Annotated in this window: 13 protein-coding genes; 6 read left to right on the plus strand and 7 right to left on the minus strand. The window is 56.3% G+C overall.

Going from position 1 to position 14,026, the window contains the following annotated elements; all coding sequences use genetic code 11:
- The first annotated feature begins 250 nt into the window (after positions 1 to 250).
- Positions 251 to 997 (plus strand): MipA/OmpV family protein, encoded by a 747-nt coding sequence (locus tag HP459_RS14860; protein WP_023299885.1) that lies wholly within the window; start codon positions 251 to 253, stop codon positions 995 to 997.
- A gap of 66 nt (positions 998 to 1,063) precedes the next feature.
- On the opposite strand, the gene HP459_RS14865 is transcribed toward HP459_RS14860, so the two are convergent.
- Positions 1,064 to 1,948, minus strand: a complete 885-nt coding sequence (locus HP459_RS14865) for a D-hexose-6-phosphate mutarotase (RefSeq protein ID WP_022647789.1) — start codon at positions 1,946 to 1,948, stop codon at positions 1,064 to 1,066.
- A 74-nt stretch (positions 1,949 to 2,022) separates the two neighbouring features.
- On the minus strand, positions 2,023 to 3,018 hold the full coding sequence (gapA, locus tag HP459_RS14870; protein WP_171936402.1) for a glyceraldehyde-3-phosphate dehydrogenase: 996 nt from the start codon (positions 3,016 to 3,018) through the stop codon (positions 2,023 to 2,025).
- A gap of 341 nt (positions 3,019 to 3,359) precedes the next feature.
- Between gapA and msrB the strand changes: the two genes are divergently transcribed.
- Positions 3,360 to 3,773, plus strand: a complete 414-nt coding sequence (gene msrB / locus HP459_RS14875) for a peptide-methionine (R)-S-oxide reductase MsrB (protein WP_022647790.1) — start codon at positions 3,360 to 3,362, stop codon at positions 3,771 to 3,773.
- A gap of 41 nt (positions 3,774 to 3,814) precedes the next feature.
- Positions 3,815 to 4,087: a YeaC family protein gene (locus tag HP459_RS14880; RefSeq protein ID WP_022647791.1), complete on the plus strand. Its 273-nt coding sequence runs from the start codon at positions 3,815 to 3,817 to the stop codon at positions 4,085 to 4,087.
- Positions 4,088 to 4,138: 51 nt separating this feature from the next.
- On the opposite strand, the gene HP459_RS14885 is transcribed toward HP459_RS14880, so the two are convergent.
- The 4 genes from HP459_RS14885 to sppA all read right to left on the minus strand — a co-directional run bounded on the left by HP459_RS14885 (position 4,139) and on the right by sppA (position 9,203).
- Positions 4,139 to 5,392, minus strand: a complete 1,254-nt coding sequence (locus tag HP459_RS14885) for a glycoside hydrolase family 18 protein (RefSeq protein WP_022647792.1) — start codon at positions 5,390 to 5,392, stop codon at positions 4,139 to 4,141.
- Positions 5,393 to 5,616: 224 nt separating this feature from the next.
- Entirely contained in the window at positions 5,617 to 6,258 is a 642-nt protein-coding gene (gene pncA, locus HP459_RS14890; RefSeq protein ID WP_063146081.1) for a bifunctional nicotinamidase/pyrazinamidase, read from the minus strand.
- Positions 6,259 to 6,267: 9 nt separating this feature from the next.
- Complete coding sequence (ansA, locus tag HP459_RS14895) at positions 6,268 to 7,284, minus strand: asparaginase (protein WP_023305945.1); 1,017 nt, start codon at positions 7,282 to 7,284, stop codon at positions 6,268 to 6,270.
- Between the two features lie 62 nt (positions 7,285 to 7,346).
- Positions 7,347 to 9,203, minus strand: coding sequence for a signal peptide peptidase SppA (sppA, locus tag HP459_RS14900; protein WP_171936403.1), 1,857 nt, complete (start codon positions 9,201 to 9,203; stop codon positions 7,347 to 7,349).
- Positions 9,204 to 9,370: 167 nt separating this feature from the next.
- Here sppA and HP459_RS14905 point away from each other — a divergent pair, with 167 nt between their 5' ends.
- The 3 genes from HP459_RS14905 to HP459_RS14915 all read left to right on the plus strand — a co-directional run bounded on the left by HP459_RS14905 (position 9,371) and on the right by HP459_RS14915 (position 13,009).
- Positions 9,371 to 9,922, plus strand: a complete 552-nt coding sequence (locus HP459_RS14905) for an NAD(P)H nitroreductase (protein ID WP_022647795.1) — start codon at positions 9,371 to 9,373, stop codon at positions 9,920 to 9,922.
- Positions 9,923 to 10,038: 116 nt separating this feature from the next.
- Entirely contained in the window at positions 10,039 to 11,082 is a 1,044-nt protein-coding gene (gene selD / locus HP459_RS14910; protein ID WP_022647796.1) for a selenide, water dikinase SelD, read from the plus strand.
- 4 nt (positions 11,083 to 11,086) lie between these two features.
- On the plus strand, positions 11,087 to 13,009 hold the full coding sequence (locus HP459_RS14915; RefSeq protein WP_063854042.1) for a DNA topoisomerase III: 1,923 nt from the start codon (positions 11,087 to 11,089) through the stop codon (positions 13,007 to 13,009).
- A gap of 114 nt (positions 13,010 to 13,123) precedes the next feature.
- Here HP459_RS14915 and HP459_RS14920 read toward each other — a convergent pair.
- A partial coding sequence (locus tag HP459_RS14920) for a Glu/Leu/Phe/Val dehydrogenase dimerization domain-containing protein (protein ID WP_171936404.1) occupies positions 13,124 to 14,026 on the minus strand: 903 nt, incomplete at its 5' end.

Genomic DNA, 14,026 nt, shown 5'->3' on the forward strand with positions numbered 1-14,026 from the left:
GCAAAACTTGCATACGGATAAAATCTACTTTCAATGACATATCAATAACTCATCCAAAAATTTCCACTGCGGTTATAAGCGAAAAGGGGGTTTTTCATTTATCGGTCACATAAATGAAAGCGGGATGTCATCTGAAAAATGAAAAATAACGGGTTAATCAAATGGATTCGCGCGCAAAAAATTTTGGGATGTACGGGAATGGCGGTTACACTTCACCCGCTGATTATTTGACTACAGGAAAGAATGGATTGTGACCAAACTCAAACTTCTGGCATTGGGCATCCTTGCCGCGACCGCAGCGAGCACCGTACAGGCTGAGAGCCAGTGGACTGTTGGCGCGGGTGCTGGCGTGATCAACAGCCCGTACAAGCAGTATGACCGCGACGTTTATCCTGTCCCCGTTGTCACCTATGAAGGCGATAACTTCTGGTTCCGTGGATTGGGCGGCGGCTACTATCTGTGGAACGATACGGCCGATAAGCTCTCCATCATGGCCTATTACGACCCAACGTACTTTAAACCAGGCGACAGCGACAGCAATGCGCTTCGTCAGCTGGACAAGCGCAGAAGCTCACTGATGGCCGGGCTTTCTTACGTCCATAATACCCAGTATGGCTTCCTGCGCACGGCGCTGGCGGGCGATACCCTGGACAACAGCAATGGCTTCATCTGGGATCTGGCGTGGCTTTATCGCTATACCAACGGCGCGGTGACCCTGACGCCGGGTATCGGTGTGCAGTACAGCAGCGAGAATTACAATGACTACTACTATGGCGTGTCTAAGGCTGAGTCTCGCCGCAGTGGTCTGAAGAGCTACAGCGCTGATGATGGCTGGGATCCGTACCTGGAACTCACCGCCTCGTATAACTTCCTCGGTGACTGGAACGTGTACGGTACTGGCCGTTATACCCGTCTGAGCGACGAAGTGAAGGACAGCCCGATGGTCGACAAGTCCTGGTCCGGCATCTTCTCCGTGGGTGTGACCTACAAGTTCTGACCAGAACGTGATGTATTAAAACGGGGCGCTTGCGCCCCGTTTGTTTTTTATGGTGCCTGATAAATATTAGCGCTTCACAATCTTGATCGTCTGGCCTAAGCGGGACGGTTTTTCTTCGCTGGTTTTCTGCGGGGCGGTCACGCACGCGGTTTCCACACACACGAAGGTCTTGTAACCGTCATCCGGGATATCTGCCATGCTGACGGAAAGGGCAGGGCCCGGGTTCCAGCCCACCACGTTGCTATGGTGGTGGTGAACCACGTCAATGCCGCGGTTCAACGCGCTGTCGTGGATGACGCTACAGGCTTCCGGGTGCAGATACACGCGGTCGGTACGGTCCGGGAAGCTCTGAACGCCGTCGTCCAGCCTGCCTTCTTTCGCGTTGTCCACTTTGTCGATAAAGGTATCGCCAAGTCCGCTCACCTTAACGGCCTGAATGTCGCCTACGTTGAAATAGGTGTGCAGGGCGGACGTTGTTTCGAATTCGCCGTGCGCTTCCAGTTCAATCTCGCAGGTTTTACCCAGCTTGAAGCGGGCATAGAGGGTGAATTCATGTGGCCACAGGGCGCGCGTTTCATCATTTGCCTGAAGTTCAAAGGTCAACACCGCGCCGTTATCATCTTCGTTGTGGGCTTTCAGCGTCCACTGCTGGTTACGGGCGAAACCGTGAGACGGCAATCCCTGCTGCGCTGACGGACCAAACCATGGCCAGCAGATCGGTACGCCGCCACGGATCGCCGCCCCTTTTTTGAACGAGGTGGCCTCGCTCAGCCACAGGCCTTCTTCTTCGCCTTCTGGTTTCCAGGAGAGCAGGTGGGCGCCATTGAGCGCTACGGAGGCTTTAACGCGCGGATGATCGACGACGATGATATCGGCGCCGTCAATCTGACGGCGGGAGAGCACAGGGGTAAGTTGTTCGACTACCGGAAGTGCAAAAATTTTATTAATCATTAAGCAATCCTCTGTCTAAAAACAATAAAAAAGGCGACCGAAGTCGCCTTTTAGGATCAAGCACTCATCTCAACTTATTTGGAGATGTGAGCGATCAGGTCCAGTACTTTGTTAGAGTAGCCAGTTTCGTTGTCGTACCAGGAAACCAGTTTCACGAAGTTGTCGTTCAGTGCGATACCTGCTTTAGCATCGAACACGGAAGTGCACACTTCGCCGTTGAAATCGGTAGATACAACGTCGTCTTCGGTGTAACCCAGAACGCCTTTCATTGGGCCTTCGGAAGCAGCTTTGATTGCTTTCTTAATTTCTTCGTAAGAAGCAGCTTTTTCCAGACGAACGGTCAGGTCAACAACGGATACGTTAGGAGTTGGAACGCGGAACGCCATACCAGTCAGTTTGCCATTCAGTTCTGGCAGTACTTTACCTACTGCTTTAGCAGCACCGGTAGAAGATGGGATGATGTTCTGAGCCGCGCCACGGCCGCCGCGCCAGTCTTTGTGAGACGGGCCATCAACGGTTTTCTGAGTAGCGGTGGTAGCGTGAACGGTAGTCATCAGACCTTCGATGATGCCGAAGTTGTCGTTGATAACTTTAGCCAGCGGTGCCAGGCAGTTGGTGGTGCAGGATGCGTTGGAAACGATGTCCTGGCCAGCGTAAGTTTCGAAGTTTGCACCGCGAACGAACATTGGGGTGTTGTCTTTGGAAGGACCAGTCAGAACAACTTTCTTCGCACCCGCAGTGATGTGTTTACGTGCAGTTTCGTCGGTCAGGAAGATACCGGTAGCTTCAGCTACAACGTCAACACCGATTTCGTTCCATTTCAGGTTAGCTGGGTCTTTCTCAGCACTAACGCGGATGGTTTTGCCGTTAACAACCAGGTGGCCGTCTTTCACTTCAACGGTGCCGTCGAAACGACCGTGAGTTGAGTCGTACTTCAGCATGTACGCCATGTATTCAGCGTCCAGGAGATCGTTGATACCAACGATTTCGATGTCAGAACGTTTCTGAGCAGCACGGAAAACAATACGGCCGATACGGCCAAAACCGTTGATACCTACTTTGATAGTCATATATTCCACCAGCTATTTGTTAGTGAATAAAAGGTTGCCTGTAAAATTACAAAAACCTTACGCAGCGTCAAGCGGAATCGTGTCAATCATTGCGACAAATCAATCCTGTGACTAACGTTTGTGCGACTGACTCGCCTCACTTTCCCTTTGAGCTAGCAACCACATGGGGGCTGCGCCCGGAATTTTAAAGGCCTTGCAGGATTAAAATGTGAAATTGATCACAATTGCCTGACCGCCTTTTCGCGACACATAAGTTTAGATCAAAAGTGCACGCGCGGGTGTTAATGTTTTGTTAGAATCTGGGTTAAAAGATGTCTGTTTCAACAGCGAGATGTAAGCATATGTCGAACCAACATAACCCCGACGATTTGAAAAAAAACCTTACAGAGATGCAGTTTTACGTAACGCAAAATCACGGCACGGAACCGCCGTTTACCGGGCGTTTGCTGCACAATAAACGGGAAGGCGTCTACCACTGCCTGGTGTGTGATGCACCGCTGTTTAACTCCCAGACTAAGTACGATTCTGGCTGCGGCTGGCCAAGCTTTTACGAGCCTGTCAGCGATGATGCGATCCGCTATCTGACGGACTCCTCGCACGGCATGGTGCGCACCGAAATTCGTTGTGGGAATTGCGACGCCCATCTCGGGCATGTCTTCCCGGATGGCCCGCAGCCGACGGGGGAGCGTTTCTGCGTAAATTCGGCTTCGATGAGCTTTACCGATGACGAAAACGGCGATCAGACCAAGGGTTGAAAAAACGATTCAGCAAATTATTCCTTTGAAAGGGAGAGATCGTGAATATTGATGACATGATTGCAGGCATGACCCCGGAGGTTTATCAGCGCCTGGTGACGGCCGTTGAGCTGGGAAAATGGCCGGACGGTGTGGCGCTCACACCTGAGCAAAAAGAGAACAGCTTGCAGCTGGTGATGCTGTGGCAGGCGCGTCACAATACCAACGCCCAGCACATGACCATCGACACTAACGGTCAGATGGTGATGAAAAGTAAGCGCGAACTGAAAGAAGACTTCGGCATCACGCCGAAGCCGATTGCAACCTTCAAATAAATCTCCCATGTAGGCCGGGTAAGGCGAAGCCGCCACCCGGCACACTACACCTTAGTGCGGGATCCCAAGCGACTCCGCCAGCTGCTTCGCTAACTGGTTGTTGTCATCCGCGCCATACTCCCAGAACATCGCCCCGGCGAGACCTTTCTCCTTGATATAATCGGCTTTAATCGCCACGGAACGCGGGTTCTCATAGGAGATCGCAAACAGCGCCTTCCCGTCGGCGGATTTTACCGACAGCCACGGCACCTTCGCCTGTTCGTCCCAGTGCTCGGTAAAGCGTTTCTGCGGATCGTTTAGCAGTTTGCGGACGATATCGTTGTATTTCACGTAGGTATCTTTGGTCAGGTCATAGCCAAGCGATTTGAACAGGCCCAGTTCCTGCGGCCCGAAGTAGGGCTGGGTGACCGGATTGTTTTGCGCGTCCGGTTTACTCCAGTCGATACCCGGTTCAACGGCGCGCTTCGGTACACGACCGTAAAAACCGATTCCGAGGTTCATTTGCTGCGGCTTAAGGCCGGCGGCCAGATAGTTATTCACCACAAAATCAACGCTGTATTTGTCTGCGGCAGCCACCGTTGGCCAGGCGCTGGAGTCATACAGATTCGCGTTAAAATACTGCGTCCCGTACGCCATGTCGTAGGTCATCAGGTTGATGTAATCGAGCAGGGGGGCAATGGCCTTCACATCCACCCAGCTTTTCGGACTTTCTGCATTTGCGCCCACCGCAATCGTGACCAGTTTTTTCTTACCAAACGCGTCACGCATCTCTTTTAACAGCGCGGTGAAATTATCCCTGTCGGCTGGGGTGCTCTCGACCAGTCCCCACGCGCCGTTGACCGGGAACTCCCAGTCGAGATCGATCCCGTCCAGGCCGTATTGACTGACGATCTGCTGCGCGGAGCGAATAAACACCGCGCGGCTCTCTTTGGTAGCCGCTGCGCCAGAAAAACCACGTGCGCCCCAGCCGCCAACGGAAAGCAGCACTTTTAAATTCGGGTTTTGTTTACGAAGCTGAGGAAGTAACGCCAGGTCGGATGCCACCTTGGGTGATAACCAGATTTGATGCAGTTTTGCCGGATCTTTCAGTGCAGGGTTGGTTTCGTCTTTCTCGTTGTTATAGACCAGACCAAACGAGTAGTTGAGGTGTGTGATCTGACGGACATCGAGTTTATTGATATCGCCACCCGGTCCGGCGGTAACATCGCCACCGCCATTGAAGTAGCCCACGGACATCAGGGGCGCGGCGGAAGCCAGTGACGCGCAAAGCAAGGGTAATGCTGCCAGCAAGGGCAAACGTTTCATATAAGTTCCTCTTTGACTGAATAAAAATAACCACGCCACAGAAAAGGCGTGGCGAAAAAACAGCCTGAAGAGAATACCATCGCCGCTTCGCTTGTGATGCGAGGGAGTTCACTTTATGGGAGATCGGGGAGGGGGTTTTGCCGGGTGGCGCTGATGCTTACCCGGCCTACAAAACCAGAGAAAGTAGGCCGGGTAAGGCGAAGCCGCCACACGGCTAAAAAAGCTTACGCCTGCGTCTCCATCCAGTCAGCCAGCGTATACAGCGTTGCGCCTTCTGCGGCCATATCCATAAACGCCTGGGCGCTGTCATGCGGCTGAATATTCACCCCGCGACAGCCGTCGGTAATGACATTCACGGTATAGCCCAACTGGAGCGCATCCAGCACGGTGAACTTCACGCAGTAATCCGTCGCCAGGCCCAGCACAATCAGCTCGGTGATCTCATGATGGCGTAACCATGCGTCCAGCGCCGTCTTCTGGCGGTGACCGTTATCGAAGAATGCGCTGTAGCTGTCGATGGTTGGGTTTTCACCTTTGTGGAACACCGCGTCGATGGCCTTCTGGTTCAGCAGCGGATGCAGCTTAGCGCCTTCCGTCTGCTGCACGCAGTGATCGGGCCAGAAGGTTTGCGCCAGTCCGTCCAGTTCGCCCTGGCTGTAAGGCTCAACGTTGTGCTGGCTGGCAAAGCTGCCGTGGTTTGCCGGATGCCAGTCCTGACTCGCCACCACCGCTTCACCACGAGCCTTACACCACTCAATCAGCGAATTCGCGACGTCTACGGTGCTGTCGCCTTCCGCGACGGCCAGCGCACCGCCCGCACAGAAATCATTTTGCAAATCAACCAGTAACAGGGCGCGTTGCTTCATGGGAACTCCTTATTCGTCCGGCGTCAGTTCACCGCGCAGGTTTTGCATCATGGCGCGGCGAATGGAATCAATATCCAGATCCTGACTCAGTAAATAGTGAAGTTTAGTCAGCGTTGCCTCAACGGTCATATCGAAACCACTGATCACGCCAGCGTGCGCCAGGGCGTTGCCGGTGGCGTAGCCGCCCATATTGACCTTTCCGGACATACACTGGGTGAGGTTCACCACCACAATCCCGCGATCGCTCGCCTCCTGAAGCTCTTTCAGGAACTCACCGTTCTGCGGGGCGTTACCCACGCCATAGGAGCGCAGGATCAGCGCCTTCACCGGTTGGCGCAGGAAGTTGCGCACCACGTCGGCGGAAATACCCGGATAAATCGTCACCACGCCAATCGGCTGCGGGGTGATCGGGTGAACGATCAGCTCGCCTGCAGTATTTGGCGCGGGCGGCGTGCCCAGACGACGGATATGGATCCCCGCTTCCAGCAGCGGTTGCAGGTTAGGTGAGGCAAACGCGTCAAAGCCGTCAGCGTGCGCTTTAGTGGTACGGTTCCCGCGGTACAGTCGGTTGTTGAAGAACAGTGTTACCTCGTTGATCGGGTAATTAGCGGCCACGTACAGGGAGTTAAGCAGGTTGATCTGCCCGTCTGAACGCAGTTCCGCCAGCGGGATCTGCGAACCGGTCACGATGACGGGCTTGCCCAGGTTCTCCAGCATGAAGGAGAGCGCCGAGGCGGTGAACGCCATGGTGTCGGTGCCGTGCAGGATCACGAAGCCGTCGTACTGGTCGTAATGGGCTTTAATATCGTCCGCAATATGCTGCCAGTCTTCCGGCGTCATGTCGGAGGAGTCCATCAGCGGCTCATATTCGTGGATGGTAAAGTCCGGCATTTCCGGACGGTGGAATTCAGGCATCAGCGCCAGCTGGCGCTGCAAGTGGCCAGAAACCGGAATATAGCCATTTTCTGAGCGCTGCATACCGATGGTACCGCCGGTATAGGCGACATATATTGATTTCTTCTGCATGGTAATGAGTTCTTGTTCTTCAAAAGAAAAAATCCCCTCTTCACGGGAAGAGGGGACGGTTTTTAACGCACGTTCGCACAGGTCAGGCAAAACGCGTAACGGCTTTGCGGATCGTTGAAAGTCGCGAGCTTATCGCTCTCCGCTTTCATGGCTTTAGCCGCCGTCGCCACCGGCGCCGGCAGATACGCCTGAAGCGCTTCCGGCAGCATGGCGCGGACGGAGCCGGACATGCTGTCCATGACCATATCGAAGAACGTCGGTTCGTCCTGATAATAGTCAACGTGCCACTGCTTGAGCTTCGCCAGTTCCGCCGCTTTCTTCACGGCATCGTCGAAGTCACCCAGGCTGTCTACCAGACCGTTGCTCTTCGCATCCTGGCCGGTCCAGACGTGGCCCTGCGCGATCTGGTCAATCTGGTCTGGCGTCTTTTTACGGGAATCCGCCACCAGCGTGATGAAGCGCTTATAGCCACTCTCAATGCTGAGCTGCATCATCTCGGACACCTCAGGCGGCAGAGATTTAGTCACGGACACATCCGCCAGCGGCGAGGTGGAAACGCCGTCGGTATGAACGCCGAGATAATCCAGGCTGTTCTCTACGGTGTTGATCACGCCGAAGATGCCAATCGAGCCGGTCAGCGTGCTTGGGTTAGCCACAATGTAGTTGGCTGGCGTCGAGATCCAGTACCCCCCTGAAGCCGCCATGCCCCCCATCGAGACCACGACCGGCTTGCCCGCGGCACGCGCGGCGGCCAGCTCAGCACGGATCACCTCGGAGGCGCTGACGCTGCCGCCAGGGCTGTTCACCCGCAGGACAATCGCCTTCACTTTCGGATCCAGACGCGCATCGCGGATCTGCGACGCGGTGGTGTCCCCGCCGACGTTCCCCGGCGTTTCTTCACCGTCCATAATGGCCCCGTTAGCAAACACCACGGCGATGCTGTCACCGCTGTCATCCGGCTTTTTCGCGGCGTAGTCATACATGCTGATGGCGCTGTAGTTCTTGTCCTCTTTACTCCAGCCGAACTGTTTGGTCAGCGCTTTTTCGATTTCAGCGCTGGAACCCAGCCGATCGACCAGTTTGTTATCAAGCGCGTATTTCGCTGTATCGCCGTCCACTTTGCGCAGGCCCTCCAGCACACCGCGCGCGCCCGGGAAGACCTGCTCAGCGGTCATTTGACGGTTAGCGGCAATGGTGCCGAGATAGTTCTGCCACAGCTCGCCAATCCAGCGGCTGTCCGCTTCACGGGCGGCAGGGGACATATCATCACGGATAAACGGCTCCACGGCAGATTTATAGGTCCCGACGCGGAAGACGTGGGTAGTGACCTTCAGCTTGTCGAGCAGCGATTTGTAGTACAGACCATTTGTGGCGAAGCCATGCAGATCGACCGTGCCCTGCGGAGAGAGCCAGATTTTGTTAGCAAAGCTCGCCAGATAATATTGCCCCTGGGTGTAGCTGTCGCCGACGGCAATGACCGGTTTACCGCTGTCGCGGAATTCCCGCAGCGCTTTCCCGATGTACTGCATCGAAGGCTGATCGGCTCCGGCAAAATCTTTCAGATCCAGCACGATACCGGTAATGTTGCGATCGTCTTTGGCCTGACGGATCGTGTCGACGATATCAAACAGGGAGTTTTCCTGCAGGCGGTCTGAAGTCGCGCCGAACAGCTGGCGGCCAATCACGCCCAGACGGTTGCTGGTCGATGGCTTATCAACAATCACACCGGTGATATCGAGGAGCAGTGCGCCGCGCGTCGAATTCTGCGCCTGGCTGGCGCTGCTGAGATGCATCCAGATACCTGCGCATACCAGGACCAGGAAGATGAAGAAGATATTCATCACCAGGTTGCGGACGAAGTTGAGCAGTCGCCACGTCCATTTAAAGAAACCGGCAAAGATTCGCCAAAGGGTTTGCATGTATTCTCCCTAACCAGAAAAGGACTGTTTCCGTCGCCACAGGACGGTAATGTGCGGTTATCGTAATGACCCAACCGCCACTTGTCAGCAGGAATCGCCTGCCACGCTGTAACAAATTCTGCTGTCGTGTTAATTTTGTGAGTAAATTTCACGAAAGGAGTTAACCAATGGACGCACTTGAACTGCTTGTTAACCGTCGTAGCGCTTCCCGCCTGGCCGACCCGGCCCCCGTCGGCGAACAGCTGGAAAACATTCTGCGTGCCGGAATGCGTGCGCCGGACCATGGCACATTGCAGCCGTGGCACTTCTTTATTATTGAAGGCGAAGGGCGCGACCGCTTCAGCCAGCTGCTGGAGCAGGGGGCGGTTGCCGCAGGCCAGGATGAGAAGGGGATTGATAAAGCCCGCAACGCGCCGTTCCGTGCGCCGATGATCATCGCGGTAGTCGCTAAATGCCAGGCCGACCATAAAGTGCCGGTCTGGGAGCAGGAGATGTCTGCCGGTTGCGCGGTAATGGCAATGCAGATGGCCGCCGTCGCGCAGGGCTTTAACGGCATCTGGCGTACCGGGCCGCTGACCGGGAGCGCCGCCGTGCGGGAAGGCTTCTCCTGCGGTGAACACGATAAAATTGTCGGCTTCCTCTATCTCGGCACCCCGCAACTTAAAGCCTCCAGCACCATTAGCGTGCCGGACACCACGCCTTTCGTCAGCCGTTTTTAATTACACGCGCTAAACTGTCTGGATTCTGAGCATCCGCCGCAGAATTCAGACAGTCATACTTACCTCTTTATGGAATGAGCGCTACCATAGCGCGATTGAGATGACAGGAGACGTCCATGAGCGAGCAAACCATTCGTTTAACGCAATACAGCCACGGAGCCGGTTGCGGTTGTAAAATTTCCCCGAAAGTGCTGGAGACCATCCTGCACAGTGAACAGGCGAAGTTTGTCGACCCGAACCTGCTTGTCGGTAACGAAACGCGTGACGATGCAGCGGTTTATGACTTAGGTAACGGCACCAGCATTATCAGCACCACTGACTTCTTTATGCCAATTGTCGACAACCCGTTCGACTTCGGACGCATTGCGGCCACCAACGCCATCAGCGATATCTTCGCGATGGGCGGTAAGCCGATTATGGCGATCGCCATTCTGGGCTGGCCGATTAACACCCTCCCGCCGGAGATTGCCCGCGATGTCATCGAAGGCGGACGCTTTGCCTGCCAGCAGGCGGGTATTGCCCTGGCCGGTGGTCACTCTATCGATGCGCCGGAGCCGATCTTCGGCCTGGCCGTCACCGGCGTGGTGCCGACCGAACGCGTGAAGCGCAACAGCACCGCGCAGGCGGGCTGCAAGCTGTTCCTCACCAAGCCGCTGGGCATTGGCGTACTGACAACCGCCGAGAAAAAATCCCTGCTGAAGCCCGAGCATATTGGTCTGGCAACGGAAGTGATGTGCCAGATGAACCTTGCCGGTGCGGCATTCGCCAGTATCGACGGCGTGAAGGCCATGACCGACGTGACCGGCTTTGGTCTGCTGGGACACCTCTCTGAAGTCTGTCAGGGCGCGGGCGTGCAGGCGCAGGTCTGGTATCAGGATGTGCCGAAGCTGCCGGGCGTGGAAGAGTACATTGCTCAGGGCGCCGTTCCGGGCGGGACGCAGCGCAACTTCGCCAGCTACGGCCATTTAATGGGCGAAATGCCGGAAGCGTGGCGCAATCTGCTGTGCGATCCGCAAACCTCCGGCGGCCTGCTGCTGGCGGTGACGCCGGAAGCAGAAGCTGACGTTCAGGCAACGGCGGCCGAGTTTGGCATCACCCTGACGGCCATTGGCGAGCTGGTGACCGCCCGCGGTGGCCGCCCGATGATTGAGATCCGTTAATTCGATGCGGTTGTTTATTGCCGAAAAGCCGAGTCTGGCGCGAGCCATCGCCGACGTGCTGCCCAAGCCGCATCGCAAAGGTGATGGCTTTATCGAATGCGGTAACGGGCAGGTGGTCACCTGGTGTATCGGTCACCTGCTTGAACAGGCGCAGCCGGATGTCTACGACAACCGCTACGCCCGCTGGAACCTCAACGATCTGCCGATCGTGCCGGAAAAGTGGCGTCTGCAACCGCGTCCTTCCGTCACCAAACAGCTCAACGTCATTAAGCGTTTCCTGCATGAGGCGACGGAAGTGGTCCACGCGGGTGACCCGGACAGGGAAGGGCAACTGCTTGTCGACGAAGTGCTCGACTACCTGGAGTTGGCACCGGAAAAGCGCCAGCAGGTGCAGCGCTGTTTAATTAACGACCTCAACCCGCAGGCGGTGGAGCGCGCGATTTCGCGCCTGCGCGCCAACAGCGAATTTATTCCCCTGTGTGTCTCCGCGCTGGCGCGTGCGCGTGCCGACTGGCTGTACGGGATCAACATGACCCGCGCCTACACCATCCTGGGACGCAATGCGGGCTATCAGGGCGTACTCTCTGTTGGGCGTGTTCAAACCCCGGTGCTGGGGCTGGTGGTGCGTCGCGACGAAGAGATCGAAAATTTCGTCGCCAAAGACTTCTTCGAAGTCAAAGCGCATATCGTCACGCCGAAAGACGAACGCTTTACCGCCGTCTGGCAGCCGAGCGATGCCTGTGAGTCATATCAGGACGAAGAGGGACGGCTGCTGCATCGTCCGCTGGCGGAGCACGTGGTTAACCGCATTACCGGCCAGCCCGCGATCGTTACCAGCTATAACGACAAACGGGAATCAGAGCCCGCACCGCTGCCGTTCTCCCTTTCGGCGTTGCAGATCGAGGCCGCGAAAAAGTTTGGCCTGAGCGCGCAGAACGTGCTCGATATCTGCCAGAAGCTCTATGAAACCCACAAGCTGATCACCTATCCGCGTTCGGACAGCCGCTATCTGCCGGAGGAACACTTCGCCGGACGCCACTCGGTGATGAATGCCATTGGTGTCCATGCGCCGGATCTGTTGCCGCAACCGGCGGTAAACCCGGATACCCATAACCGCTGCTGGGACGATAAAAAAGTCGATGCCCACCACGCGATAATCCCGACGGCGCGCACCAGCAACGTCAACCTGACCGACAACGAAGCAAAGGTCTATAACCTGATCGCGCGTCAGTATCTGATGCAGTTCTGCCCGGACGCGGTTTTCCGCAAGTGCGTTATTGAGCTGGAAATTGCCAAAGGCAAATTTATCGCCAAAGCGCGTTTCCTCGCGGAAGCGGGCTGGCGCACGCTGCTCGGCAACAAAGAGCGTGACGAAGAGAACGACGGCACGCCGCTGCCGGTCGTAGCCAAAGGCGATGAACTGCTGTGCGAAAAAGGCGAAGTGGTTGAACGTCAGACCCAGCCGCCGCGCCACTTCACCGATGCGACGCTGCTTTCGGCCATGACCGGGATCGCCCGTTTTGTGCAGGATAAAGATCTGAAGAAGATCCTCCGCGCCACCGACGGTCTGGGTACGGAAGCAACCCGCGCGGGGATTATCGAGTTGCTGTTTAAGCGTGGTTTTCTCGAGAAAAAAGGGCGCTATATTCATTCGACAGAGCCGGGCCGGGCACTGATTCACTCCTTGCCAGAGCTGGCCGCCAGACCGGACATGACCGCGCACTGGGAGTCGGTGCTGACGCAGATCAGCGAAAAGCAGTGCCGTTACCAGGACTTTATGCAGCCGCTGGTGGGGACGCTTTATCAGCTGATTGATCAGGCGCGCAGCACGCCAGTGAAGCGATTCCGGGGGATGGTTGCCCCGGGTGGCGGGGCGAAGAAACCGTTCAAAAAGAAAAAAAGCGCAGCCAAAAATACCACCGCTTAAACCGTAGGCCGGGTAAGGCGAAGCCGCCACCCGGCAAAAAGCAGCTCTGCGGCCTGAAAAAAGCCCGGTGGCGCTAACGCTTACCGGGCCTGCAAGGGCGAGAATGCAGCGAAACTAAATCACACCCTGCCCGATCATCGCATCGGCCACCTTCACGAACCCGGCGATGTTGGCGCCGCGCACGTAGTTGGTCTGTGAAGCCTCACCGCCGTACTCCACGCAGGCATGGTGAATATCAAGCATAATGTGGTGCAGACGGGCATCCACTTTCTCCGCCTTCCAGCCCATTCTCGCGGCGTTTTGTGCCATTTCCAGACCGGATGTTGCCACCCCGCCCGCGTTCGCCGCCTTGCCTGGCGCAAAGAGTACGCCCGCGTCCAGGAACAGATCGGTCGCTTCAATGGTGGTGGGCATATTTGCCCCTTCCGCTACCGCCTTCACGCCATTGCTAATCAGCGTCCGGGCGGCATCCACGTCCAGCTCGTTTTGCGTCGCGCACGGCAGGGCGATATCCACCGGCACACCCCACGGCTGTTTACCTTCCAGATAGGTCAGGCCAAACTCTCGGGCATAATCCGCCACGCGGCCGTCACGGCTGGCTTTGATTTCGCACAGACGCGCCAGTTTTTCTGCTGTGAAGCCAGCTTCATCCACCACGGTGCCGCTGGAGTCGGAGGCGGTCACTACGCGCGCGCCAAACGCCATCGCTTTCTCGATAGCGTACTGCGCTACGTTGCCGGAGCCGGAGACCGCCACGCGCATCCCCTCGAAGCTCAGCCCGTGACGCTTAAGCATCGCTTCAGTGAAATAGACCAGACCGTAACCCGTCGCTTCCGGACGAATCAGGCTGCCGCCAAACGACAGACCTTTGCCGGTAAAGACGCAGGCGCTGTTGTTGGAGAGCTTTTTCATCATCCCGGCCATAAAGCCCACTTCACGACCACCCACGCCGATATCCCCGGCAGGAACGTCGGTGTCCGGCCCAAGGTGGCGATAGAGCTCAGTGACCAGCGCCTG

The organism is Enterobacter sp. CM29 (genome assembly GCF_013179605.1).
GTDB lineage: Bacteria > Pseudomonadota > Gammaproteobacteria > Enterobacterales > Enterobacteriaceae > Enterobacter > Enterobacter intestinihominis.

What these genes read in the sequence shown, in the direction of transcription:
- HP459_RS14865 (WP_022647789.1), bottom strand. Translation starts at nt 1,948, where the DNA reads ATGATTAATAAAATTTTTGCACTTCCGGTAGTCGAACAACTTACCCCT.
- selD (WP_022647796.1), top strand. Translation starts at nt 10,039, where the DNA reads ATGAGCGAGCAAACCATTCGTTTAACGCAATACAGCCACGGAGCCGGT.
- HP459_RS14905 (WP_022647795.1), top strand. Translation starts at nt 9,371, where the DNA reads ATGGACGCACTTGAACTGCTTGTTAACCGTCGTAGCGCTTCCCGCCTG.
- msrB (WP_022647790.1), top strand. Translation starts at nt 3,360, where the DNA reads ATGTCGAACCAACATAACCCCGACGATTTGAAAAAAAACCTTACAGAG.
- HP459_RS14915 (WP_063854042.1), top strand. Translation starts at nt 11,087, where the DNA reads ATGCGGTTGTTTATTGCCGAAAAGCCGAGTCTGGCGCGAGCCATCGCC.
- ansA (WP_023305945.1), bottom strand. Translation starts at nt 7,284, where the DNA reads ATGCAGAAGAAATCAATATATGTCGCCTATACCGGCGGTACCATCGGT.
- pncA (WP_063146081.1), bottom strand. Translation starts at nt 6,258, where the DNA reads ATGAAGCAACGCGCCCTGTTACTGGTTGATTTGCAAAATGATTTCTGT.
- gapA (WP_171936402.1), bottom strand. Translation starts at nt 3,018, where the DNA reads ATGACTATCAAAGTAGGTATCAACGGTTTTGGCCGTATCGGCCGTATT.
- sppA (WP_171936403.1), bottom strand. Translation starts at nt 9,203, where the DNA reads ATGCAAACCCTTTGGCGAATCTTTGCCGGTTTCTTTAAATGGACGTGG.
- HP459_RS14885 (WP_022647792.1), bottom strand. Translation starts at nt 5,392, where the DNA reads ATGAAACGTTTGCCCTTGCTGGCAGCATTACCCTTGCTTTGCGCGTCA.